Origin of the sequence: Suttonella ornithocola, assembly GCF_001889065.1 — a bacterium.
Classification (GTDB): domain Bacteria; phylum Pseudomonadota; class Gammaproteobacteria; order Cardiobacteriales; family Cardiobacteriaceae; genus Suttonella_A; species Suttonella_A ornithocola.
Genome location: NZ_LWHB01000021.1, coordinates 1 through 24,801 on the forward strand (window position 1 = coordinate 1; position 24,801 = coordinate 24,801).

Below are 24,801 nucleotides of genomic sequence, written 5' to 3' on the forward strand. Positions count from 1 at the left end.
ACAAATCGCTGATTGCGAGCAATTAAAACGTCTAGCTCTTTCCCATTGGTAATCATCAGGATACTGCTCAATATCCTTAAGCAAGGCTTCATCATCAATCTTTGAGGGCTTACGCTCAGTAAAGCCTTTAGGATGGGGATTTTTAATCCAGCTATAGACGGTGAATTTGCTGATCTTGTAGCGCTTTGCAACAGCGCGCCAAGTTTCTCCATTAGCAATATCGTTAAGAATTTTTTGTCGGAATTGGCTGCAGTAGGTCATAGGATATGCTCAGTTTGTTTTTGATAATTCTACTATAAGTCGTTCTTTATATCTGCTTTGGATAGATTGGATTATAAGTGATTTGACTATAGTGGATAAGACCGCTCAAGACAAACCGATAGTCTATCTTGATGAATGTGGTTTTAAAGCCTTTGCTCATAGACCTTATGGCTACAGCACAAAAGGACAAATTTGTCATGGAAGTGATAACTGGCATTTAAAGAACCAGAGCAATGCGATTGGAGCCATTATCAATGGAGAATTGTTTGCCTTACGCTTATATGATGGTTCTATTAACAGCGATATTTTCTCTCATTGGGTGAGAGAAGCACTGTTACCTGAGTTACCTAAAAACAGTGTAATTGTCATGGACAATGCCGCTTTTCATAAACGCTGTGATATTCAAGCAATCATTGAAGAGCATGGGCATGAGATAGTTTGGTTACCCCCTTATAGTCCAGACTTAAATCCTATTGAAAAGATGTGGGCTTGGATTAAGCAAATACGCAAAGAATGGCGGATGGATTGTATTGATACTTTATTCTTTTATCTGCTTTGGATTGGGTTGGGTTTTAGATGATTGCACTATAATCGCTCACAAACAGCTAATAAAGGTTATAGCGTCAGCGAACAAACGCTTAAAGAAGCCGGCATTTATAGCAAATTAACCTTAAGACTCATCCCCTCTCTTGCCGTTATCATGGGCGGCCGTTTTAGCCATTGGGAAATTGAAAATCAAAATAAACTCAAACATACTAACGACCAAAAATCTGATAAAACCTTTACGGGATATGCTGGACTGGTATTTGATATTGATAACAATCATAGCCTATACGGTAGCTATTCCAGCCTATACCGCCCTCAAACAGAAGTGGATAAAGCAGGTAATCTGCTCAAACCGCGTCAAGGACAACAATTTGAAATCGGCATCAAAGGCAGCTATTTTGGCGACCGCTTAACTACCCGACTTTCTGCCTACCAACTCGAAGATAAAAATGCTGCTGCCTCGCCAGCCAACGACCCAAAAGCCAATTACCGAGTAGCGATTGGTAAACGCAAAATGCGCGGGATAGAAGCAGAAATCATTGGCGAAATTACCCCTGAATGGAATATCAGCGCAGGTTATAGCTATCTACAAAGCCACATTACTAAGGCAAGCACCAAAAGAGACGACGGCATTTTTCTGCTCATGCCAAAACACAGCTTCAATCTCTTTAGTACCTATGCGCTTACTCCAGAATGGATCGTTGGTGGTGGCATCAATGCCGTTAGCCATTTCAAATCTGTCGCTGGCATACAAGCCAAAGGTTATGCCACTGTTGATTTAATGGCGCGCTACCAAATAAACGATAAATTTAGTGCCCAACTTAATCTTAACAACGCATTTAACCGCCATTACTACACACGCGTTGGTAGCGCCAACACTTTCAATATACCGGGAGAAGAAAGAAATGTTAGTGCGACTTTCCGCTATCGCTTCTAATCACTTCATCTATAAGACTGCTGAGTATTTACTCAGCAGTCTATTTATCCTCTATAGCCTTATGATTTCCCATTCTCAAGCGCAACCACAATCTTTTATTCTAACTGCTAACAATCAAGCCCCCTACGCTATTCAAACAGAAGCTATTGGGAATCCGCCACCAGACGGCTACCCCGTTATCTATCTACTAGACGGCAACCGTCTCTTTCCTTTGGTGAGAAAAGTCATAACCACACCTGCCGTTATCGTTGCTATTGGCTATCCTGACACGCTCGACATCAATCCTGCTCGCAGAGCCTTTGATTACACCCCACCTTCGGATAACTATCAACAAACAGGCGACCAAATGAATACGCAATTTGGCGGTGCAGAGCAATTTTCACAGTTTATTGAGCAACAACTCAAACCATTCATCGCCCAACGCTATCCAATTAACTACAAGCGCCAAGCCATATTAGGACATTCTTACGGCGGACTTTTCGTGCTTTATCAGCTATTCGTTCATCCAGAACATTATCAAAGCTATTTTGCAATTAGTCCCTCTATCTGGTGGAATCAGAAGCGCCTTTTAGATTTTTTCTCAACCAAAGGACTGCATCACAAAACCTTATGGCTTGCCAATGGTGAATATGAAAGCCAACATACGCCAAGCACCGACTCACAAACACGTCAAAAACTTAATGCGAGAAAAATGCTCGAAAACACCCAAGCACTCATTACCAAACTTCAAATAGAAAACAGCGGACTTATCGTAGATTACACAATTTTTCCGCAAGCTACACACCAAAGTGTCGTTGCTCCCGCCATTAAGAAAGCCATTCACTCATGGGAAAATAAGTGATAATAATGACTTCGTGATACTTAAAAACAAACTAAAAAATGAATTTTATTACTTCAAACTATAGCTAACTTCCCAAAAAATGCACACAGCATTAACTTAATATCTAATTTGAAAACAAAGTATTATTTACAAGTACTGTATGCATTTTTCGGATGCCTGCTATATCAGTTTCTTCCCATAATTTTTCTATAGCACCACACTTAATTCATGGTATAAACCCGATAAAATTTATAAAATAGTTATATTATTCAACTTGCTACTTGTTTAGAAGAAAATCTATATAATAATAAGATTGATTTTTATTTAGTTAAATATTAAAGTTTTCCCATTTCATTAAAAGGAAACTTTATGCGCCTACACCCCCTTTTTCTCGCGCTCACAGCAACCCCATTATTCGCCCAAAACGCACCACAGCCGATTATTCTTGACCCCATTACTGTGGACGCTGCAAGAGAAGATTCTCCTCTAAACAAACTTGCTAATAGCATTGAAGTGATAGACGAAAAAAATCGGGAACGTCATTTAGAAGCCAATATTGCCGATACCCTAAACAACATCCCCGGCGTTTCTTATAACGGCACTGGGCGTTATGGCTTATCCGACATTACCATTCGTGGGATTACAGGTAATCGCGTGAAAATATTGGTTGACGGACAAGCTATTAGCGATACTTTTAGCTTTGGTCCTTTCCAAAACGCTGGGCGCCAATATATGGATGCGAATAATCTTAAGCAAATTGAGGTTATCAAAGGTCCCGCCTCTTCTTTACATGGTTCAGATGCTTTAGGCGGTGTAGTCAACATTGTTAGTAAAGCGCCAGAAGATTATCTATCAGACAACAAATCTATCGGTGGAAAAGCCTTTATCCATTACACAGGTAAAGATAACGGCGTCTATACAGGCGCAACGCTTGCGGCAAAAGCGAATGAGCAATGGGCAGGTTTAATTAGTTACAGCCATAGTAATACCAAAGAAACCAAAAACCATGGTGGCGATGCAAGCATTGGCGCAGCACGCACCATTCCTAACCCACAAAAAAACAACAGTAATAGCCTCAATGCCAAACTGGTTTTCACACCAACACAAGCACATCGCTTTACCTTAAGTGGTGATTATTACCAGCTTAATCGACGCACCAATCAATTAGGCGAACTTGGTAATTATATGAACCTCTATCAATACCAACAAAGCCATGCCGATGACACTCAAAAACGCCACGGACTTTCTCTACGTCATGATTTTACGTTTAATAATACAGTCATCGATAACGGTTATTGGAAAATTTATACTCAAAATCAATCTGCTGAGCAACAAACGAATATTGATGCAACAGCCTTACAAATTCCCAACAATCCCCCTGTTCATCGTCAACGCATTTCTACCTTTAACAGCAAAGACAGCGGCATAAATGCTCAATTCAATAAACATTTGAATGGTAACATTCAGCACGATATCGTTTATGGTTTTGATTACAGCCACAAAAATATTGATATGCTCAGACGCGGTAACGATACGGTTGCAGGACAAGGACGCCCAACGACGGAACGCAATGCACCAAACAGCACTATTGATAAATTAGGCATCTATGCACAAGACCGCATTGGCTTTTCTCATACAGGATTTAGCCTTATCCCTGGCATTCGCTACGACTATTACCGCCTAAAAGCAAAACCTGATGCCACTTTCCGCCAAACCGTTGGTGCAAACTATCAAGTTCAGAACTACGATGAAAAACACATTTCCCTCCGCTTAGGCGCATTATATGACCTCAATGACCAACATACCCTTTATGCAAACTACGCAGAAGGCTTCCGTGCGCCAGCCTTTAATGAAACTAATCTTGGCTTTGAAAACCAACGTGGCGGATATGCTTATGTTGCTAACCTCAATTTAAAACCCGAGACCAGTCGCGGGATAGAACTCGGTTGGCGTAGTGATAACGGCATATTCAAGCATGACATTGCCGCCTATTACAATCGCTATAAAAACTTCATCCAAAGCGAAAGCGTCATTGGCGTTAATCCACAAACCAAACTCCGCGAATTTTCCAGCATCAATCTTCCGAGTGCAGAAATCTATGGGATAGATGCTTCGCTAGGATTAGATATTGGCGCACTCACGCCTAACTTAGACGGGCTAAAAACTAATCTTTCATTCGCTTATGCAAAAGGCAAAAATCGTAAAACCCATGAACCGCTTAACACCATTGCGCCACTTTCTGGCTATTGGTCTATCAACTACGACCATCCCAACGAGCAATGGGGTATCGGTAGCCGTCTAAACTTCGCTGCTGCCAAAAAAGCCAAAGATATCACCAATAACAATCCTCGTTTAACCATTAACCCAGTCGGTGGATACGCCACTTGGGACATGACCGCCTATTATCGTCCTATCAAAGATCTCACCTTACGCGCAGGGGCTTATAACTTATTAGACAAAAAATACATTAGCTGGGGAGAAGCGCGCGTCCTAGATGAGCATAAACGTCAAATCAATACCGCAACAGGACGTTGGTTTGGTGCATCTGTGCGATACGACTTCTAATATCGCAACCGCTAACAACATATCCTCTCAGGCTTGTCGAACAAGCCTGAGCAGCTGATAAGCCATACTTACATCGTATCAATCAAAAATAAACACGCCCTAACTTTCCAATGCTAACCCGTAATCTCTTAGAAAAATTACGTTACCAAGCATTTTTCCAAACGTATAACACATTAACCCATAGGGAAAATTCAATGAAAAACAGACTTATCATCCTTAGCATGATATTCATTGCCTTTCAGACTTATGCTGCTGAACGCATCATCTCTACGGCTGGCAATGCTTCTGAAGTAGTTGCCGAACTCGGAAAAGCAGCGCAACTGGTGGGCGTAGATACCACCTCATTGCAACCTGCCCAAATCATGAAAGACAAACCCAAAATCGGTTATCGCCGCCAACTTTCCGCCGAAGGCATTTTATCGCTCAATCCAGATTTAATCCTCCTTGCGCCAGATGCGGGTCCTGATAACGTCATCACCCAAATTCAACAAGCCAAAGTGCCTATCCTAAAACTCAAAGATGAGCAGACACTTTCAGGCATTCGTCAAGATATTCTTGCGATTGGCAAAGCCCTAAACGCACAAACGCAAGCGCAAACCCTCATCACACAAATTAAACAACAAGAAGCGCAACTAAACGCGCTCAAAAACCAAAGTGGTAAAGGAAGTGCGCTCATTCTTATCAATACGGGGAGTCAAGGAAACTACGCACTCGGCAAAAATACCGCTGGAGAACATCTCCTAAACATCTTAGGACTAGAAAACGCCTTTAGTGAAAACGGCAATAAAGTCATCTCACCCGAAGCACTCGCCATCACCCCCGCAGACGTTATTCTTATAGCAAGTCGTGGCGATGCTGAAAAAGCACCCGTCATTGAAAAAGCGAATTTACCTGCTAATAACCCATTACAGCTCACCAAAGCCGCAAAAAACCAATGTATTTATCACATTAACATCCTAGACGGATTAGGCTTCGGCTGGAAAACGGCTGCACATACACATCAAATCCTAAAAACCCTTCAACCTTGCTTACACCATTGAAAGAGGCAACCATGACAAAAACCTTTCAACCACAACCCGCAACCCCCATCAAACGTCCAAAAGAAGAACGCTACACTACCCTGCACGCAATGGACGACCTCAGACGGCAATGGTATCGCCACTTTGATGGCAACCTTTGCACCATTTGCCGTGACGACCATCCCTTAGCGGGTTATCCTGTCGGTAGCGTTGTGCCTTACATCCTAGACGACCAATCTCGTCCCATCATTCTCATCGCACACATTGCCGAACATACGCAAAACGCCATTGCCAACCCGAAAGCCAGCTTATTCATCAGAGAAAACAAAGCCTTTGGCGATGTGCAAACTCAATGGCGAATTTGCGCCATCGGTGATTTACAGCCCGTGCCAGAAGAAGCGCTTCCTCAACTTTCCGAACGCTATTTCCGACACTACCCCAAAGCGCGCCATTACGACACCACCCATCAATTCCGCTTTTATCGCCTCACCCCGAAAAAATTTCGTATTATCATGGGATTTGGCGATATTCGCTGGATTGCTGCGGATGCACCTTTCGCCAATATTGCACCTTTCGAGCAAAACATCATAGATAGGATGTGCGCGCATATGAATAACGACCACCAAGACGCCATGCAAACCTATCTCAAACAACAGGGCATCCCCCCTACACAAACCATTGAAATGACCCATATCACGCCTTATGGCGCAACCTTAAAACATGGCGATGGCTTACATTTCATTGCGTTTACAGAACCTTCGACCACACCAGAAGCCGTTCGCAAAGCACTCGTAGCACTAGCAAAAGAATAAATAAACGCCCTCGCATCTTAAAATCATGCGAGGGATTTATTCCCGCCATCCCTTCACAACAAACTGATGATAATAAGCACACTTTTTCATCTCTCATTATTGAAAAATCACTCATGGAACTTTTTATCTCTCTATTTTTTACCGCCGTTTTATCAGGATTTATCACAGATTTTGCACAAACGAAAAAACAAAAAATCCTTTATGCCACCTTACTCGCCATTATTTTTTCTATCCTCTTAATGCTCTTGTTTCCGCCAATACTGCTTCATATAAAAATATACTGCTTATATGGCATCAATATACTCATAACAAACCTAATCGTAGGCATGAATATGCTTATCAGCGAATATGGACATCTTCAATTATTTAAGAAGAAAAAATAATCATCCTCTTCATCATAAGGAGCCTAGCTTGCGTCTAATGTTCACGCTTTTTCTAGCCGTTATTGCCACCTTGCTGATGAGCAGCAACTTCGGTGCAGCAAACATTCCCTTACCAGCATGGTGGTGTCAGCATCCAGATTGCCAAACCGCGCATCATATCCTATGGCAAATCCGCCTACCGCGCAGCCTTGCCGCCTTACTCATTGGCGGTGCGCTCGCTCTAAGCGGCGCAGCCATGCAAGGCATCTTTCGCAATCCTCTCATAGACCCCGGTATTATTGGCGTTAGCAGCGGTGCGGCATTAGCTGCTGCCATTTATCTCGTGCTGATTGCACCCTTATTGCCTAATATCACCACCTACTTTCTACCGCTTGCCGCCTTTATTGGCAGCTGGTTAACCGTACTCTTTCTCTATCGCCTTTCGCATCGACACGGACAACTACATATTGCCATTTTGCTTCTCATTGGCATTGCGCTTGCCTCCCTTACAGGCGCAGCCACAGGACTACTGATTTATCTCGCCGATGATAGCCAACTACGCAGCCTAACCTTTTGGAACATGGGCAGCCTCGCAGGATTAAATTGGACAATGGTTGGTTTATTAGCGCTGGTAATAAGTATTGCCGCGCCTATCATTTTTCTCAATGCGAGCCCACTCAATGCGCTAACGCTTGGCGAAACCGCTGCCAGCCAAATTGGCTATCCCATTGAACGCTGCAAACGTCAACTCATCCTTGCTGTTGCGCTACTCACTGGCGCAAGCGTTGCCTTTGCGGGCATCATTGGATTTATCGGCTTAGTTGTTCCTCATCTTGTCCGCCTAATCATCGGCAACGACCATCGACAAACCCTACCCGCCAATCTTATGGTTGGCGCCATTCTTCTAAGCCTTGCTGATACCTTTGCACGTCAAATCGTCGCCCCTGCCGAACTTCCCATTGGCATCCTTACCGCGCTCATCGGTGCACCCTTTTTAGCGTTTCTCGTCTGGAAAAAAGGCGCACAAACATGACATTGCTTACCGTAACAGAACTACATATCACAAAACAACAAAAGACCCTGCTCCACATTCCTCACTGCACGTTTACCACCGCGCAACATACCGCCATTATCGGACCTAATGGCGCAGGAAAAAGCACCCTACTCACTGCCTTAGCTGGTGGCAATCGCCAAAGCGATCCCGCGATTTTTTACCAACACCAACCGCTATCTCAATTCAACACACAAACCCTCGCACAAAAACGTGCCGTATTAAACCAGCATCATAACATCGCCTTTCCCATCAGCGTTGAAAACCTGATTGCGCTTGGACGAGAACCCTATCGTTATACCGACAATGCCAAACACAATACGTCAGTTATAAATCATCTCATCACACAATTTCAACTTGAGCCATACCGCCATCGCAACGCGCAAACCTTATCTGGCGGAGAGCAACATCGCGCTCAAATTGCGCGCGTCCTTGCGCAACTTTTACCTAATTTAGATAGCACACTCGAAGGCAAATGGCTATTACTAGATGAACCCACCAACCATTTAGACCTACGCCATCAACACCAACTCATGCACTCCCTCAAAACCCTTACCGCAAAAGGCTTAACTATCATTTCTGTTTTACATGACCCAGCCTTAGCGCTCAACCATGCTCATCAAATATGCTTACTAAAAAATGGTAATTATTACAACAGCTATCCGCCTCAGCAATTAGCAAATAATGTTCAACCACTTAATCAAATTTATGACTTATCTCTTGAAATACATATTCATCAAGGCGCTTACTCTCTCTATCCAACATGCACTATAACTGAATGAGTTCAGATTGCGTACAAATCAACAAGCCACAGACAGCACACATTAGTACGGAAAGACGCTCAAATCCTGTATGCGAGTTAAAAACATTGGTAGTGGTTTGAAAAGTATGCTGGAATATTATCAAATAATCCAATGGTAGTTAAATATTTAAATATCAATATATTAAAAGAAATATTTTTTGTAAGAGTATGGTTAGCATACTTTTCAAACCACTACCAAAACATTTAACTATATAGTCAAAGAAAACTAAAATTGATACAAGGCGACCGAATGCAGATAGTACGGTTGTACAGTAAGTGAGGGTAACACCGTACCAATTTAGTATTTCTTCAACTATAAATCCTAAAATTCTCTATAGCCAACTTCCAAAAAAATGCATACAACGTTATGCTAGATATCTATAGTAAAAGACTACTAGAATAGTTATAGTGTTAAGATAGATGAATAAAGTAAGTACACATACTTTACTGGAATAACCATCTAATTTCTGTAACTCTTTTATTAGCCTTTGACTATATCTTAAAAACAGCGTATTAACCAAAAGTACTGTGAGACCTTTGCAAAACCCCTAAAAATAGAGAAATTTCAACTTTTTAAATTTTGAAAACATATTAAAATCATAGCGTTATTTTTTCTACTAATAGCAAAAATTGGTGTAAAACGGAATTTTGCAAAATTCTCATATATATTCTAACTCATTCGCATGATTTAATAACCATTGTTTTAACAATTATAATTAGGTCAAATAACTACAATTAAAAAATAAAGCCCCTACACAGATAGGAGCTTTATTCAGTTAGGATAACATTTTATAGCAATAGATTAGGCTTCTACAGCTTCAATGCTAACAAATTTACGATTTTTAGGTCCGCGAACAGAAAATACTACTTTGCCAGATGCTGTTGCAAATAAGGTATGATCTTTACCAACTCCAACATTTTCACCTGCATTAAATGGTGTTCCGCGTTGGCGTACTAAGATGCTACCAGCGCTTACCATTTCGCCACCAAAACGCTTAACACCTAAACGTTTGGATTGTGAATCGCGTCCGTTACGGCTAGAACCACCTGCTTTTTTGTGAGCCATTAGTTTTCTCCTTAAGAATTATTCGGTCTTGCCATCAATTGCGTCAATAACTACTTCAGTGTAGTTTTGACGATGACCTTGTTGTTTCATAGAGTGCTTACGACGGCGGAATTTAATGATTTTTACTTTTTTATGACGACCGTGTTCAGCTATTTTAGCGCTAACGATTTTTCCTTCAACATAAGGCGCACCAACGATAACGTCGCCTTCTCCTGCTGAAATCAGTAAAACTTTATCAAAAGAGATAGTATCTCCTGCTTCACCTGGTAAGGTTTCTACGCGCAAACGTTGCCCTGGCTTGACTTTATATTGTTTTCCGCCGGTTTCGATGATTGCAAACATATATTTCTCCGAATGTGAGCGAATGGTTACGCTCTAAGCTATTAGAAAGGTAGCGAATAATACACATCTCTCGCGTTTGAATCAAGATTTTTTTAGTTTATTAAGCATTTTAGAGGAAAATTTCGACTCTGGTGTATTGTCTGCCAAACGAGGGTCGCGATAAGCATCATCAGGGGTTGTACGCTCACCAGCTAAACGCCCTATTGTTGTTCCTTGAATGAGGATAGAGAATACAACAACAGCATAAGTCATCCATAAGATAATATCTCTGTTGCCACCAGCAGGTAAAGTGAGCGCCATCGCAATAGGCAACCCACCTCTTAATCCACCCCAAGTCAAAATCCGTACAGAACGCGGAGAAAAGAAAAACCATTTTTGCAAGATGCTTACTGGTATGAGTACACTCACCCACCGCCCAAATAAAACGATTGCAATCGCGGCAACACCAATAATAAGTTCTTTACTAGTTACAGGCACAATAACTAGAAGCAATCCAACCATAACGAATAACATGGTATTTAATACTTCATCAATGACGCCCCAAAATTCATGAAGGGCTTCTTTCGTACCATGACGCATTTTTTTATGACATAAGCGACCAAAGAGGATTCCAACAATTACTATTGTAATAGCTGGCGAGAAGCCTAATAAATCTGCTGCTTCAAAGCTTCCAAAAACAAGCGCTAATGTAATCAAAATTTCTACGTGTGAATCAACCGCTAATTTGGTTAGATAATAAGCAATATAGCTACACACAGCTGCAAGAATAAAGCCACCGCCTACACTTTTAAAGAAAAAGAGGGAAACGGCTGATGCACTCATGGTTTCCGAATTGACAGCTAAAGTATAGAAAAAGGCAAAGACAACAAAGCCAATGCCGTCATTAAATAAGGACTCGCCACAAACGTCCATATCTAATCCTTTAGAAACGCCGATTGAGCGTAAAATCGCCAACACAGCAATGGGGTCAGTAGGAGAAATGAGAGCTCCGAAGGTTAGACAATATACTAATGGCAGACTACCGCCAATAATGTAATGGATAAATCCCCAAATGAGAAAGCCAATGACAAATGTTGAAATAAGAACGCCACAAATAGCCAAAATAGTGATAACAAATAGTCTAGGTTGCAATTCATCGAAATCAATATTAATTGCGCCAGCAAATAGTAATGCCCCTAACATTCCATGGATGAGGGTTTCGCTAAAGTTAATATCACCAATAATCGCTCTTACTTGCTCTGAATAAGGCCAATGGAAATGAATGCCTAGTAAAAGCATAATGGAGAAGACCAAGGCCAACAGCATTACACCAATGGTTCGATGTAGACCTAAAACACGATCATTAAAAACTGAAAAAACGGCTGTCATGACCAATACAGCAGCAAAAATAGCAGGTAGCGACATAAGGGATAATCCGCGTTTAAAACCTGCGTTTTATATCATAAATTTGTGTCTATTATCGCTTTTTTACTAGTTAAAATGATACTTTGTTTGTTTTTGATAATTTCTTTCTGATTTTATACAAACCGAGACCTTTGCAAAAAAAACAATAAAATAGAGAAATTTCAAATTTTCAAAATATATTAAAATCATGGTGTTAATTTTTCTACTAGTAGCAAAAATTAGTGTAAAACAGAATTTTGCAAAGGTCTCAAGCTATATAGCTTGTCTTACATCGGCGTTAATCCAAACTGGCAATATGTCATTAAAGGTTCAATTATCATTATTGCGGTCGCTATCGACTCTTTGAAATACGCTAAGAAAAAATAAAGACACTCCGCCTTTTACTTGTAGGCGCATGAATTTATGCGCCTATTTTATTTCAATAACAATAAAAAATAATACAAAGTTTAAATCTTGCTTTTCTGTCATCCCTGCGTTTACACGCCCTTTGACTAAGCTGTGATATAGTTTGCGCGATTTTTTCTAAACTAATTTTTTTATGAATCGTATTCTCATCCTATTACTCACTATTTTTTCTTTTTTCTCTGTCGCGTTTGGACAAGAACCTTTACCCTTCAAACAAGTTTTTATCCCAGAAATTCAACAACAACATGGTGAAGATGGGTACACCACCACTATCCAAATTCCGATTCCAGAAGGCTATTATCTTTACGATAACAAAACCATTTTAGACACAGAAGGATTAGAGAATCCGAGTATTGAAAAAAGTCCAGCAAAAGAAAAACACGACCCTTTTTTTGGCGATGTCAAAGTCTATACACCAGACCATCCGGCTAAACTCATTATTCATCATCAGAATCCAGCTGACCAATTCATTTTAAAAACGCAAGGCTGTCAAGATGGTGTTATCTGCTATCCACCTGATAGCTTTATCTTATCTGTTGCTGCCAATGGAGATGTTTCTACCCCTGCAAGCAATACGGGGGTAACCAAAAATTTCCTACAAAAAGCCGCCGCACAAGCAAATATTGAAACATCTAGCAATACCACTTCAATCGTAACAACTAACGATACATCATCTGCTCAAGTTTCTCACGCTACTGCAACGCACGAACAAAACGAATCAAAATCTATTGAAAATCGACTCATTGATCATTTTTGGCTAACCTTACCTTTAATTGTTTTACTAGGAATTGGCGTTAGCTTCACCGCCTGTGTTTATCCGCTTATTCCGATAGTTACTAGCTTAGTCGTTGGTAAAAACACTTCTACTCGCCGAAGCTATGCACTGATTAGCGTTTATGTACTCGCGATGGGTGGCGCTATGGCATTGCTCGGCGCGGTATTTGGTTGGTTTGAAATTAACTTACAAGCCCTGATGCAACGCCCTTGGATTGTTGTATTGGTTGCTATTTTCTTCCTTATCTTATCCTTATCAATGTTCGATGTTTATACCTTACAAACACCACAATGGTTACAACGTCGCACTGATCGCTTAAGCCGCCAACAAAAAAGCGGCTCTTACACCGGCGCAGCCATCATGGGGGCGTTATCCATCCTTGTTGTTAGCCCTTGCGCAACGCCTGTTTTAACAGCATTACTGCTCTATACCGCACAAACCACTCCCGCCAAAGGTGCACTTGCATTATTTGCATTTGGTATTGGTACTGGTTTACCTCTTCTCCTCTTTGCAGGTATCATGCGTCGCTTTATGCCAAAAGCAGGCGGATGGATGACAGCAATCAAACGCTTCTTTGGTTTCCTAATGATAGCTGTTTCTATTTGGCTCGTTGCACGCTTACTTCCAGCAAATATTGCATGGGGCGTTTGGGCAGCTTATGCATTAGCAGTTGCAGTGGCTCTAGATTTACTCACCCCTGTAACAGGCAAAGCAAGATTTTTCATTCGCTATCTTGCAGCTGCTGCTTTTTTAGGCGCAATTGTCAGTGCCGTACAAATCGTGCGTCCATCTGTTGCAGCACATACAGAAACAACTGCTCAATTTGAAACCGTACATACCGTTCAAGCCTTAGAGCAAGCCATTGAACAAGCCAATCGACCTGTCATCGTTGATTTTTATGCAGATTGGTGTGTGGCTTGTCGAGTCTGGGAAAAAGAAATTTGGCATAACCCAAGATTTAATGAGCCACTCTCCCCTTATCGACTCATTAAAATTGATATGACAGACTATACGGATGACGATAAAGCGCTCATGCGGACACTTAACCTTGTTGGTCCACCAGCAGTACTCTTCTATCCTGCACATGGTGATATCCATCATCCGCAAACCACCTTGATTGGCGAAATGTCTGCTGACCAATTTGCACAAGTTTTACAGGAAAAATCTACATCTCATCCATAAAATTCCGTAAATTCAGGTATAATGCGCCATTTTCGTCCCATCATTCATTTTTTCGGACAATAACATTCATGACACAATTACTGGTTATTAACGGCCCTAATCTCAATCTGCTCGGCACGCGCGAACCCTCTATCTATGGCGCAGATACACTTGAAGATATTGAAACTCGTATGCGTAGCGTTGCCGAAGCCTTTAACTACCAAATCGAATTCTTTCAAAGCAATCATGAAGGCGTGATTATTGACCTCATTCATGAAGCAGGAAAATATCAAGTTGACCTAATCATCATTAACCCTGCTGCTTTTACCCATACAAGCGTTGCTATTAGAGATGCAATCAAAGCTGTTGGCATTCCTTGTATTGAAGTTCACCTTTCCAATATTCATACGCGCGAAGTATTTCGCACACATAGCTATTTTAGCGATATCGCTATTGGCACAATTTCCGGGCTCGGTGCGATCGGTTATGAACTGGCTGTTATCGCTGCCCATAATCATCTTACCCACGCCCAATGAACCCATGGAGGCATTATGGATATCCGTAAAATCAAAAAATTGATAGAACTTTTAGAAGCATCTGATGTTGCAGAAATTAAAATTACTGAAGGCGAAGAAACCGTCCGTATCAGCCGTTATGGCAGTGCGCCTGTTCAACAATACGTAGCAGCCCCTCAACCAATTGCTCAAGCGCAGCCAACCATTACACCACAATCTGCTAACGTCGCTACCGCTAATAATGATACTCAAGCTGCCGAGCCTACTGGTAAACTGATTCGTTCACCAATGGTCGGCACCTTTTATGGCGCACCTTCTCCTGACGCTGAAGATTTTGTTAAAGTGGGACAAACCATTAAAAACGGAGATACCGTTTGCATTATCGAAGCAATGAAAATGTTTAATCGCATTGAAGCCGAATTTAGTGGCAAAATCAAAGCGATTTTAGTAGAAAATGGACAACCCGTAGAATACGACGAACCTCTTTTCGTTGTTGAATAAGCGGAGGCAATATGTTTGAAAAAGTCCTCATTGCTAACCGAGGTGAAATTGCCTTACGTATTTTACGCGCCTGTCGAGAATTAGGCATTCAAACCGTTGCTGTTCACTCAAAGCCCGATGCAGATTTAAAACACGTTCTTTTTGCAGACGAGTCTGTCTGTATCGGTCCAGCAGCTTCAAGCGAAAGCTATCTCAATATGCCTGCATTGATTGCCGCCGCAGAAGTTACTAATGCTGATGCTATCCATCCGGGATATGGATTTCTTTCGGAAAATGCGGATTTTGCTGAACGCGTAGAAGAATCCGGTTTTACCTTTATCGGACCAAAAGCCGAAACCATTCGAATGATGGGCGATAAAGTAGAAGCCATTAAAGCCATGAAAGCAGCCGGCATTCCTTGTGTTCCGGGTTCTGACGGTCCCTTAGGTAATGACCCCAAAGAAATTAAAAAAATTGCTAAAAAAATTGGCTATCCCGTTATCGTTAAAGCTGCGGGTGGTGGCGGTGGACGAGGCATGCGCGTTGTCCGCAGTGAAGAAGAAGTCGTTGAAGCCGTAAAACTCACAAAAACTGAAGCCAAACAAGCCTTTGGTAATGACATGGTTTATATGGAAAAATTTTTAGAAACCCCTCGCCATGTTGAAATACAAGTATTAGCTGATAAACACGGTAACGCTATCCATTTAGGCGAACGCGATTGCTCCTTACAACGTCGACATCAAAAAGTCATTGAAGAAGCGCCTGCACCCGGCATCACTGCTAAACAACGAGAAGAAATCGGGAAAATCTGTACCGATGCCTGTAAGCGAATTGGCTATATAGGCGCTGGAACATTTGAATTTCTCTATGAAAATGGACAATTCTACTTTATCGAAATGAATACTCGCGTACAAGTCGAACATCCGGTAACAGAAATGATTACTGGTGTAGATATTGTTCGAGAACAATTACGCATTGCTGCTGGCGAACCGCTATCGTATAAGCAAGAAGACATTCAAATTAACGGTCATGCCATCGAATGCCGAATTAACGCCGAAGATCCTCGTTCCTTTATCCCTTCTCCAGGTAAAATTACAGAATATCATCCACCCGGTGGCTTAGGTGTTCGAGTTGAGTCACATCTTTATAATGATTATAGCGTTCCGCCTTATTACGACTCTATGATCGCTAAGCTTATTACTTGGGGAGAAACTAGAGAGACCGCTATCGCTAGAATGCAAATGGCGCTTTCTGAAATGATTATCGAAGGAATTAAAACAAATATTCCTTTACATAGAGATTTATTAGAAGATCCACAAGTGAGAAAAGGCGGTATGGATATTCACTACCTAGAACATAAACTGGGATTGTAACACCGAGTATATAGCCAACTTCCCAAAAAATACATACGATACTTAGAGATAGGATGCTGTTTTCAAAGTAGATATTGAGTTAACGTTGTACGTATTTTTTGGGAAGTTGGCTATAGCGATTTTATTTTAGTAGAAGTTCTGTTTTTTATCTGATTGCAATATAAAAAAGCCGCTGTAAAAAACAGCGACTTTTACTCTCATAATCAAAAATCATTTTTCAAGCAAATTACTGAATCGCGCTAACGCCTTGCGCTTTTAATACTTCTGCGTCAGCATTTCTACCAATAGCTTTTAAAGAAGTAATGAGTTTTCTCAATGCAGCGTTTGTTTTATCGCTTTCTGGCATATTTTTTAAGAACGTCCCAAAATAGCGCTGTGCTTCCTGATAGTTACGCTTTGAATAATAAGCATCCCCAATCCAATATTGTGCCAATGCCGCTTCTTGTCCTGTTACACCCGTTTGTAAAAACTGCTGAAATCCGGCGATAGCGCCATCAATATCACCCGCACGATAGAGCTGTAAAGCATCTTCATAACCACCTGTTGGTTGAGCAGAAACGACTGTACCCGGAGAAATATTATTCTGATAATAATCGCCACGACTATTCCCCGCATCAACAGCAACGACACCAGAAGGAATGCGTCCTTGCTTAGATTGTTCTAGTTGCTGTTGCAAGCCCTGATTTTCAGCACGTAAATCAATCACTTGGTTTTTTAGATTTTGTATCGTCATTTGATTTTGCACTAAAACATCGCGGTTACTAGCACAACCACTAACAACAACGATCATTGATAAAAAAACCACTAATTTCTTCATTTTTTTACCTTAGTAAATAATTACAACTCGACGATTTTTTGCATAACAGCTTTCATTTGAGCAAAATGCAGCCGGACGCTCCTCTCCATAACTCAGCACCCGCATTTGACCTGAACGGACGCCTTCTTGCTCAAAAATTCTGCGCACAGAATATGCTCGACGCTCACCCAAACCAACATTATATTCACGGCTTCCGCGCTCATCTGTATGTCCTTCTAGGACTACTCGCGTTTGCGGGTTGGCGCGTAAATAGCGTGCATGTTCGCGCACCACAGCGGCAGAACGATTATCTAACTTAGCACTATCATAAGAGAAGTAAATTACTCTATCTTTTCCACTAGAACTTGGACCACCTACAACATTTACACCGTAAGTAGGGTCTTCATAAAAGTCTCCTAACCCTGCTTGAGCATTATAATTTTGATTACCTGCTCCATAAATATTACCCCCTTGAGTGGGCATATAAGTGTTATCACCATAAACAGCACCGTCGCCATAAACAGCACTACCATCTTCAGCGACACCACTAGCACCATCAGCACTATAAGGTTTTGCACAGCCAGCTAGCATCATAACCAAAGCTACCAACCATAATAATTTTTTATTCAATTTCATAAATTTTCCTATAAAAATAACGGATAACAAATTTACTAACGTCTATCAGGCGCCCAAGCAGGATCTCGTAAACGACCTGACGGATCGGATAAAGTCTGGACGACCTGACCTTTAAGATTGATCATTTTCAAAACACTTCGCCCCCCTTCAATAGCGGTATACATTAGTAATTCACCATTAGGCGCGAAGGTTGCTCCCTCGTCCAATCTTCCATTTGTCAAGGCGCTAAATCGCCCATTTTGTAAGTTATATAATCCGATTTGGTATCCACCACCACTTTGGCGTGTTAACGCAAGGTATTTTCCGTCTGGAGATAATTCTGCATTGCTGCTGTAGTTTCCACCAACTACTGCTCTTTGCACCCCTCCACCACCACGATTCATCCGATAAATTTGAGGCGTACCGGCTCTATCTGAAGTAAAGTAAATTGTCCGACCGTCTGGTGAAAATGTGGGTTCTGTATCAATAGAAGCATTATTAGTCAAACGATGTAATACTCCACTGCCAACATCTACCAAATAAATATCCATATTCCCATTCGCATCTGCTTGAGAAATAGCTAACTGACGACCGTCTGGCGACCATGAAGGTGCACTACTGGTTCCCTCAGTTCTCACAACAACACGAGCGCCTCCGCCAGATGCACTCTGCACCACAATTTGTGCATGATTATTTGCATAAGTCATATAAGCAATTTGGCGACTGTCTGGTGCCCATGAAGGCGAGAGGATTGGTTGGTTTCCACTGGCAATCTCTCGACGATTACCACCATCAGCATCAGAAACTATTAAGCTATAACGACGATTTTTTCCTCTCACCTGCTCTAAAACATAAGCAACTTGTGTACCAAAAGCTCCTCGTTTACCCGTTAGTTTCTCTAATATTAAATCGGCTGCAGCGTGTGCTAATTGGCGAGTATTAGCTCCTCTTAGCTCTTCATTAAATAGAACCGCCTGATTATTGGTCTGATTTAACACAAATTGCGCACGAGCATTAGTGCCTCTTTGAAGGACTCTGCCTAGAACAATGTAATTTGCACCTAATTGCTGAAATTCTGGATAATTGATTTCTGCTGGCGATTTCGGACGACTAGGAAACTTATCAGGAGAAATGGGTTGAAAAAATCCTGATTTATGTAAATCACTAGCAATAATATAGTCTATTTTATCGCCCTGATCATTTTGTACTGGGACAACTGCAATTGGCTGCGCAGCGCGTTTTTGTGCTTCTGGAATATTTATACTGACTTGCGCTACAGCCCAAGCCGTTGGTAAGAAACAGGCTAATGCGAATAGTTTTAATCGATTCATAAAAAGAATCCTTATCTATTAGAAAATAGGAATGATAAATTGTAGCAGCTTATGACTACTAGGAAAATAAAGTTTTCTAACTTCAATTTTTTAGAAATTTAACTCGACTCCTTCTTTTAAAAGTATTTTTAGGAGTTCTGTGTTATTTGGCATAGGCAGAGGCGCTGCTGCTCTCACTGCTGTTAATACCGAATTATCATATAAACGATTACCGCTTCTTTCGGTAATACGTACATCAGAAATATTCCCTTTTTTATCCAAGCGAATAAAAACTTTTGCGTGTAAATTATCTGGCACACCTTGTGGCATTATCCAACCACTCCAGACTTTTGCTGTTACTGCTGCAATAAAAGCTTGAGTAGCAGCATCTAGCGCAGCTTTATCCGCAGCTTGAGCAGCTGCTTGTTGTTTATCATCAAAACTAGACAATGATAGCGAAGGCGCACTAATTGCGGCTAACTTTGCCGCTTCTTCTGCTTTTTTCGCCTTTATTGCGGCTTCTTTTGCTCTTTTTTCTGCTAAAGCCTTACGTTTCGCCGCCGCTTCTCGAGCTGCTTTTTCTTTTGCCGCTTTTTGTTGTGCTAATGTCTTTGCTTTTTGCTGTTCTTCTTTTTTCTTTGCAGCTAATTTTTCAGCTTTTTCTTTTTCTATCTTTTGTTTTGCGGCTTTTTTCTGAGCTGCGATTTTAGCGGCTTTCTCTTGTGCTGCTTTTTCTGCGGCTTGTTGCTTAGCCATTTCTGCCTTTTTTTTTCGCCTCTTCAGCTTTACGTTTTTCTTCAGCTGCTTTTTTCTGAGCTTCTTCCGTTTTGCGCTTTGCTTCTTCTGCGCGTCGCTTTTCTTCAACTGCTTTACGTTTAGCCGCTTCTTCAGCACGGCGTTTTTCTTCTGCTGCTCGACGTTTTGCTTCTTGCTCCGCACGAATTTTAGCCAGATGCGCTTCTTCAATCGCCCGTTTTTTTGCTTCTATGGTATCAAGTCGTTTTTGTAAATCTTGTGCAGTAACCACTTTTGCTTGCACAGGTTGCCCAATTGATGGCAATGGGGTATTTGAGAAAAATTCTGGTAATAAAGTTTCTCGATGATACCAAAGAATAAAAGCAGAAAGCATCAGTCCTAAGCCAACAAAAATGCCTCCAACGAAGTTTTCTATCCAGCGTCGTTTTCTAATGGCTGACATTATTGACTATCTTCTTCCGGAAGCTGGCTAGATAAATTCACCTGTCGCGCTCCCGCTGCACGCAAATAGTCAATCCCTCGCACGACAGCCGCATAATTGACCTTAGCATCTCCACTCACATAAACATCAATCTGTGGATGGGCTTTTAGATATTCATTTGCCTGTGCAACAATTTGTCCTTCTGATAAAGGATTCTCAGGAGTAGCTGAAATATTAAGATAAAAAGTACTGTTTTCATCTATTGTTAAAATCAAGGGTAAAGTTAAATCATTAGGATCGTTATCTGTTTCCGAACTACTATTTTCTTCACTCACAGTTGGCAAATTCACTTCCACACTTCGCTGAATTAACGGTGTTGCAATCATAAAAATTACTAATAATACTAACATCACGTCGATATAAGGAACGACGTTCATCTCTGCTTTAACCCGACGGCTTCGACGATTTTTACGACTCATTAGCGATGTTTGATATGTTCGCGTGCAACCAAAATTTGGCGTTGCAACAAATTGGAAAATTCTTCAATAAAGGCATCATATTCTGTATTGAGCGCTTCAGATTTATTGATAAAATAGTTATAAGATAATACAGAAGGAATAGCGGCAATTAAACCTATTGCAGTAGCAATCAACGCTTCTGCTATACCCGGCGCGACGCTATTGATACTAGTTTGGTGTGCTGCTCCCAGCCCAATAAATGACGTCATAATGCCGTAAACGGTTCCTAACAATCCAATATACGGTGCAGAAGAACCAAAAGTTGCTAATACATTTAGCCAACTTTCTTGCTCAGCACTTTCTCGACAAGCAGCTGCTTCCATTGCTCGGCGACAGTTTTTAACAATCATATCCGGTTCATTTAAATTATTACCGCGAAATTGTCCAAACTCATAAAATCCATGCACAAACAGACTTGCTAGCGCTTCTGGTCGCTGATTTTCATATTCCTCATAAAGGGTCTGCAAAGCTGTACCAGACCAAAAATCTTGCTCAAACTTTTTACGCTTAATATTTAAGCGCTTAAATTGAACAATTTTTTTGCCCGTAATAAATAGAGTTGTCAAAAACATTACAAATAACGTCAGCATGATAAGCTGCACAAAAAAGCTAGCATTTGCAATTAAATGACTAATGGATAATTCTGATACCAAAGAAATCTCCTTATATCGCATATCAAGCGAAGTAAAAAATAATCATACTCTGCCACTTAAATTCATATCATTACCAATTTTGTAATATTGTATTCAAAGCTTTACTCTTCTGGTTGCTCAATCCCTAAATGTTGATAGGCATTCATCGTTGCGATTCGCCCTCTAGGCGTTCGCTGAATAAATCCTTGTTGGATTAAATAAGGCTCTACCACATCTTCTAAAGTGCCTCTTTCTTCACCAACTGAAGCAGAAAGCGTTTCAATTCCAGCAGGCCCACCGCCAAAATGACGGATAAGCCTTTCAATCATACGTCTATCTAATTCATCCAAGCCTAATGGATCAATATTAAGCAGTCTCAAGGCTTCATCTGCGATTTGTTGGCTCACTCTACCACCACCACGAACATCGGCATAATCTCTCACTCGACGTAAAAGACGATTTGCAATTCTCGGTGTTCCTCGAGAACGCTTACCAATTTCCGCTGCCCCTTCTGCCTCAATAGAAACTCCTAATAAACTGGCTGCGCGCAAAACAATCTGCGTTAATTCTGTTGGCGAATAATATTGCAGATGATGACTAATACCAAAACGATCTCTTAATGGCGCGGTTAATAATCCGCTTCTCGTTGTCGCACCTACCAAAGTAAAAGGTTGTAAATCCACTTTTATTGCACGAGCTGCTGGACCTTCCCCAATCATAATATCAATTTGATAATCTTCCATCGCGGGATAAAGCACTTCCTCTATTGCTGGCGACAGACGATGTATTTCATCAATAAAAAGCACATCGTTGCGCTCAAGATTGGTGAGTAAAGCCGCTAAATCGCCTGCTTTTTCCAAAATTGGCCCAGAAGTTTGCCTTAAATTTACACCCAACTCACTAGCAATAATCGCTGCCAAAGTCGTTTTCCCTAAACCGGGTGGACCAAATAATAAAACATGGTCTAGCGCTTCACCACGCCCTAATGCTGCCTCAATAAAAATAGAAAGCTGCGCTTTTAATTCTTCTTGCCCAATATAATCTGCTAGTCGCTTAGGACGAACCGCCCTTTCAATACTACTTTCTTCGTTGCCTTGATGATGACCACTAACTAAACGATCTGACTCAATCATTTCGCCCCCTGTAGTTTCAAAGCAAAGGCTATTTTAATTAAAGCAGCAGTATCTGCTTCTTCTCCTAACACTTTTACCGCCGCATCCACCAACTTTGCCGCCTCACTAGGTTTTAATTCTAACGCAACCAATGCCTCTAACGCTTCCTGTGGTGCTACGTTAGAAAATTCAAGTGAATGACTTTCACCCAAATCCTTACCATTGATATTAGCGACTTGCTTACCAACACGATCTTTCAAATCAATCAATAGACGCTCTGCCGTTTTTTTGCCAATACCGGGTAATTTAACCAATGCTGCACTATTTTGTTCGCGAATAGCCGTCACCAAACCGTCAACAGAAAAGCCAGATAAAATTAATAATCCTAGTTTAGGACCAATACCAGAAACACGAATTAACTCTCGAAACAAAGCGCGCTGGGCAAGCGTTGAAAAACCATATAAATATTGCCCATCTTCTCGCATAGCATGGTGAATAAAAAGCTCAGCAGTTTGCCCTTGGTGTAATTCTTCTATGACAGAAACGGGTACGCTAATTTCATAACCCACGCCACCTACATTGAGCATCACCTGATTAGCCTGTTTAAAAACTACCGTGCCTTGCAACCAACCAATCATTACTTCTCCCAAGCTTGAATTAAGCCACTTTTTCTTTGCATCACTGCTGTTTGTAAATGATGCGCATGCGTAAGCGCCACCGCCAACGCATCCGCTGCATCGCTTTGAATTTTACCTGTTTGATTAAGCAATAACTTAACCATATATTGCACTTGCGACTTATCAGCGCCACCTTTTCCTACAACCGCTTGTTTAATACTCTTGGCGGAATACTCTGAAACCGGTAATTGTGCTAATACTGCAGCACACAATGCCACACCTCTTGCTTGCCCTAGCTTTAATGCCGAGTTGGGATTTTTATGAACAAAAATGGCTTCTATTGCAAACTCCTGTGGTCGATAAATTCTCACTAACTCTTCTATTCCTTGATGAATCATCATCAAGCGAATAGGCATTTCCTCATTAGCCAGGCGAATACAACCAGAGTCAACATAGCTAACTTGCTGACCACGAACATCCACAATCCCATATCCCGTAACACGAGAGCCCGGATCAATACCAAGCACACGGCGCGACATCGTCACAAGCTATTAACCTTCGTAATCCTCAGGAAATTCAGCGTTATGAACGACAGACTGAACATCATCAAGTTCTTCTAGCATATCAATTAACGCCATAACCTTATCAGCATCCTCTTTTGAAACGGGAGAAAGGTTTTCTGCTCGCATAGTGACTTCACTTTCATCAGGCGCAAAGCCCGCTGCAATAAGCGCATCATAAACTGTTGCATAATCAGCCGGTGCCGTAATCACTTCTGCGCTACCATCATCAAATTCAATATCTTCTGCCCCAGCTTCCAAAGCGGCTTCCATCAAAGCATCTTCATCAGAAACGCTTTCAAAAAACAAAATCCCTTGTTCCTTAAACTGAAAGGCGACAGAACCCGATGTCCCTAAATTTCCGCCACGTTTAGAAAAAGCATGACGAACTTCACTCACCGTCCGATTATTATTATCTGTCAAACAATCTACCATTACTGCCACACCAGAAGGCCCATAACCTTCAAACCGTACCTCTTCCATTTGTACGCCTTCTAGCTCACCAGCACCACGTTTAATCGCGCGTTCCATCGTATCTTTCGGCATATTTTCCGCTTGCGCTTTAGTAATTGCCAATCTCAAACGAGGATTACTGTCCACATCAGAACCACCATGACGTGCCGCAACCGTTAACTCTCTAATTAAGCGAGTAAACACCTTACCGCGCTTAGCATCTTCCTTTGCTTTCTTATGTTTAATATTTGCCCATTTACTATGACCAGCCATAAAACCTCTTCATTATTCAAAATGACTTATTTTACCATGATG

Annotated in this window: 27 protein-coding genes and 1 pseudogene; 14 read left to right on the top strand and 14 right to left on the bottom strand. The window is 41.3% G+C overall.

Annotated elements, in window-relative coordinates; genetic code table 11:
* A partial coding sequence (locus A5N85_RS01760) for an IS630 transposase-related protein (RefSeq protein ID WP_072575691.1) occupies positions 1–261 on the bottom strand: 261 nt, incomplete at its 3' end.
* A 91-nt stretch (positions 262–352) separates the two neighbouring features.
* On the opposite strand from A5N85_RS01760, the gene A5N85_RS01765 reads away from it, so the two are divergent.
* The 9 genes from A5N85_RS01765 to A5N85_RS01805 all read left to right on the top strand — a co-directional run bounded on the left by A5N85_RS01765 (position 353) and on the right by A5N85_RS01805 (position 9,155).
* A complete protein-coding gene (locus A5N85_RS01765) occupies positions 353–841 on the top strand; it encodes an IS630 family transposase (RefSeq protein WP_072575692.1) in 489 nt (162 codons plus the stop codon).
* The gene (locus A5N85_RS01770; protein WP_072575693.1) at positions 842–1,744 is read left to right on the top strand and encodes a TonB-dependent siderophore receptor; all 903 of its coding nucleotides are present in this window, start codon (positions 842–844) and stop codon (positions 1,742–1,744) included. It begins immediately after the preceding gene.
* Entirely contained in the window at positions 1,713–2,585 is an 873-nt protein-coding gene (locus tag A5N85_RS01775; RefSeq protein WP_084601530.1) for an alpha/beta hydrolase, read from the top strand. The genes A5N85_RS01770 and A5N85_RS01775 overlap by 32 nt, the downstream gene beginning before the upstream one ends.
* A 348-nt stretch (positions 2,586–2,933) precedes the next feature.
* The gene (locus A5N85_RS01780; RefSeq protein ID WP_072575695.1) at positions 2,934–5,129 is read left to right on the top strand and encodes a TonB-dependent hemoglobin/transferrin/lactoferrin family receptor; all 2,196 of its coding nucleotides are present in this window, start codon (positions 2,934–2,936) and stop codon (positions 5,127–5,129) included.
* A gap of 194 nt (positions 5,130–5,323) precedes the next feature.
* A complete protein-coding gene (locus tag A5N85_RS01785; RefSeq protein ID WP_072575696.1) occupies positions 5,324–6,169 on the top strand; it encodes a heme/hemin ABC transporter substrate-binding protein in 846 nt (281 codons plus the stop codon).
* Between the two features lie 11 nt (positions 6,170–6,180).
* Positions 6,181–6,960 (top strand): HugZ family pyridoxamine 5'-phosphate oxidase, encoded by a 780-nt coding sequence (locus tag A5N85_RS01790; protein WP_084601531.1) that lies wholly within the window; start codon positions 6,181–6,183, stop codon positions 6,958–6,960.
* A 113-nt stretch (positions 6,961–7,073) separates the two neighbouring features.
* On the top strand, positions 7,074–7,343 hold the full coding sequence (locus A5N85_RS01795; protein WP_072575697.1) for a hypothetical protein: 270 nt from the start codon (positions 7,074–7,076) through the stop codon (positions 7,341–7,343).
* Between the two features lie 37 nt (positions 7,344–7,380).
* Entirely contained in the window at positions 7,381–8,355 is a 975-nt protein-coding gene (locus A5N85_RS01800) for a FecCD family ABC transporter permease (protein WP_072575698.1), read from the top strand.
* Positions 8,352–9,155 (top strand): ATP-binding cassette domain-containing protein, encoded by an 804-nt coding sequence (locus A5N85_RS01805; RefSeq protein WP_072575699.1) that lies wholly within the window; start codon positions 8,352–8,354, stop codon positions 9,153–9,155. The genes A5N85_RS01800 and A5N85_RS01805 overlap by 4 nt, the downstream gene beginning before the upstream one ends.
* An 822-nt stretch (positions 9,156–9,977) precedes the next feature.
* On the opposite strand, the gene rpmA is transcribed toward A5N85_RS01805, so the two are convergent.
* The 3 genes from rpmA to A5N85_RS01820 form a co-directional block, all read right to left on the bottom strand.
* Positions 9,978–10,241: a 50S ribosomal protein L27 gene (gene rpmA / locus A5N85_RS01810; RefSeq protein ID WP_072575700.1), complete on the bottom strand. Its 264-nt coding sequence runs from the start codon at positions 10,239–10,241 to the stop codon at positions 9,978–9,980.
* 18 nt (positions 10,242–10,259) lie between these two features.
* Positions 10,260–10,583, bottom strand: a complete 324-nt coding sequence (gene rplU, locus A5N85_RS01815) for a 50S ribosomal protein L21 (protein ID WP_072575701.1) — start codon at positions 10,581–10,583, stop codon at positions 10,260–10,262.
* Positions 10,584–10,664: 81 nt separating this feature from the next.
* Positions 10,665–11,987, bottom strand: coding sequence for a cation:proton antiporter (locus tag A5N85_RS01820; protein WP_072575702.1), 1,323 nt, complete (start codon positions 11,985–11,987; stop codon positions 10,665–10,667).
* Between the two features lie 255 nt (positions 11,988–12,242).
* Here A5N85_RS01820 and mglC point away from each other — a divergent pair.
* The 5 genes and pseudogenes from mglC to accC form a co-directional block, all read left to right on the top strand.
* A pseudogene (mglC, locus tag A5N85_RS17145) lies at positions 12,243–12,353 on the top strand (galactose/methyl galactoside ABC transporter permease MglC); the annotation flags it as partial.
* A 172-nt stretch (positions 12,354–12,525) separates the two neighbouring features.
* A complete protein-coding gene (gene dsbD / locus A5N85_RS01830) occupies positions 12,526–14,349 on the top strand; it encodes a protein-disulfide reductase DsbD (RefSeq protein ID WP_072575703.1) in 1,824 nt (607 codons plus the stop codon).
* A gap of 68 nt (positions 14,350–14,417) precedes the next feature.
* Positions 14,418–14,864 carry a type II 3-dehydroquinate dehydratase gene (aroQ, locus tag A5N85_RS01835; RefSeq protein ID WP_072575704.1) on the top strand — a complete coding sequence of 149 codons (447 nt, stop codon included), beginning with the start codon at positions 14,418–14,420 and terminating at the stop codon, positions 14,862–14,864.
* Positions 14,865–14,879: 15 nt separating this feature from the next.
* Positions 14,880–15,344 (top strand): acetyl-CoA carboxylase biotin carboxyl carrier protein, encoded by a 465-nt coding sequence (gene accB / locus A5N85_RS01840; RefSeq protein WP_072575705.1) that lies wholly within the window; start codon positions 14,880–14,882, stop codon positions 15,342–15,344.
* A gap of 11 nt (positions 15,345–15,355) precedes the next feature.
* Positions 15,356–16,696, top strand: a complete 1,341-nt coding sequence (accC, locus tag A5N85_RS01845) for an acetyl-CoA carboxylase biotin carboxylase subunit (protein ID WP_072575706.1) — start codon at positions 15,356–15,358, stop codon at positions 16,694–16,696.
* Between the two features lie 226 nt (positions 16,697–16,922).
* Here accC and A5N85_RS01850 read toward each other — a convergent pair whose 3' ends face one another.
* The 10 genes from A5N85_RS01850 to A5N85_RS01895 all read right to left on the bottom strand — a co-directional run bounded on the left by A5N85_RS01850 (position 16,923) and on the right by A5N85_RS01895 (position 24,759).
* Positions 16,923–17,513 carry a tetratricopeptide repeat protein gene (locus A5N85_RS01850; protein WP_072575707.1) on the bottom strand — a complete coding sequence of 197 codons (591 nt, stop codon included), beginning with the start codon at positions 17,511–17,513 and terminating at the stop codon, positions 16,923–16,925.
* 9 nt (positions 17,514–17,522) lie between these two features.
* Positions 17,523–18,128, bottom strand: a complete 606-nt coding sequence (pal, locus tag A5N85_RS01855) for a peptidoglycan-associated lipoprotein Pal (protein WP_072575708.1) — start codon at positions 18,126–18,128, stop codon at positions 17,523–17,525.
* 35 nt (positions 18,129–18,163) lie between these two features.
* The gene (tolB, locus tag A5N85_RS01860) at positions 18,164–19,438 is read right to left on the bottom strand and encodes a Tol-Pal system beta propeller repeat protein TolB (RefSeq protein WP_072575709.1); all 1,275 of its coding nucleotides are present in this window, start codon (positions 19,436–19,438) and stop codon (positions 18,164–18,166) included.
* A gap of 90 nt (positions 19,439–19,528) precedes the next feature.
* Positions 19,529–20,356 (bottom strand): cell envelope integrity protein TolA, encoded by an 828-nt coding sequence (tolA, locus tag A5N85_RS01865; protein ID WP_072575710.1) that lies wholly within the window; start codon positions 20,354–20,356, stop codon positions 19,529–19,531.
* A gap of 258 nt (positions 20,357–20,614) precedes the next feature.
* Positions 20,615–21,073, bottom strand: a complete 459-nt coding sequence (locus A5N85_RS01870) for an ExbD/TolR family protein (RefSeq protein ID WP_072575711.1) — start codon at positions 21,071–21,073, stop codon at positions 20,615–20,617.
* Complete coding sequence (gene tolQ, locus A5N85_RS01875) at positions 21,073–21,765, bottom strand: protein TolQ (protein WP_249023914.1); 693 nt, start codon at positions 21,763–21,765, stop codon at positions 21,073–21,075. The genes A5N85_RS01870 and tolQ overlap by 1 nt, the downstream gene beginning before the upstream one ends.
* Positions 21,766–21,866: 101 nt before the next feature.
* Positions 21,867–22,877: a Holliday junction branch migration DNA helicase RuvB gene (ruvB, locus tag A5N85_RS01880; protein WP_072575712.1), complete on the bottom strand. Its 1,011-nt coding sequence runs from the start codon at positions 22,875–22,877 to the stop codon at positions 21,867–21,869.
* Complete coding sequence (gene ruvA, locus A5N85_RS01885; protein WP_072575713.1) at positions 22,874–23,494, bottom strand: Holliday junction branch migration protein RuvA; 621 nt, start codon at positions 23,492–23,494, stop codon at positions 22,874–22,876. The genes ruvB and ruvA overlap by 4 nt, the downstream gene beginning before the upstream one ends.
* A complete protein-coding gene (ruvC, locus tag A5N85_RS01890) occupies positions 23,494–24,012 on the bottom strand; it encodes a crossover junction endodeoxyribonuclease RuvC (RefSeq protein WP_072575714.1) in 519 nt (172 codons plus the stop codon). Before ruvC ends, ruvA begins: the two co-directional genes overlap by 1 nt.
* Before the next feature lie 12 nt (positions 24,013–24,024).
* Entirely contained in the window at positions 24,025–24,759 is a 735-nt protein-coding gene (locus tag A5N85_RS01895) for a YebC/PmpR family DNA-binding transcriptional regulator (protein ID WP_072575715.1), read from the bottom strand.
* Positions 24,760–24,801: the final 42 nt, after the last annotated feature.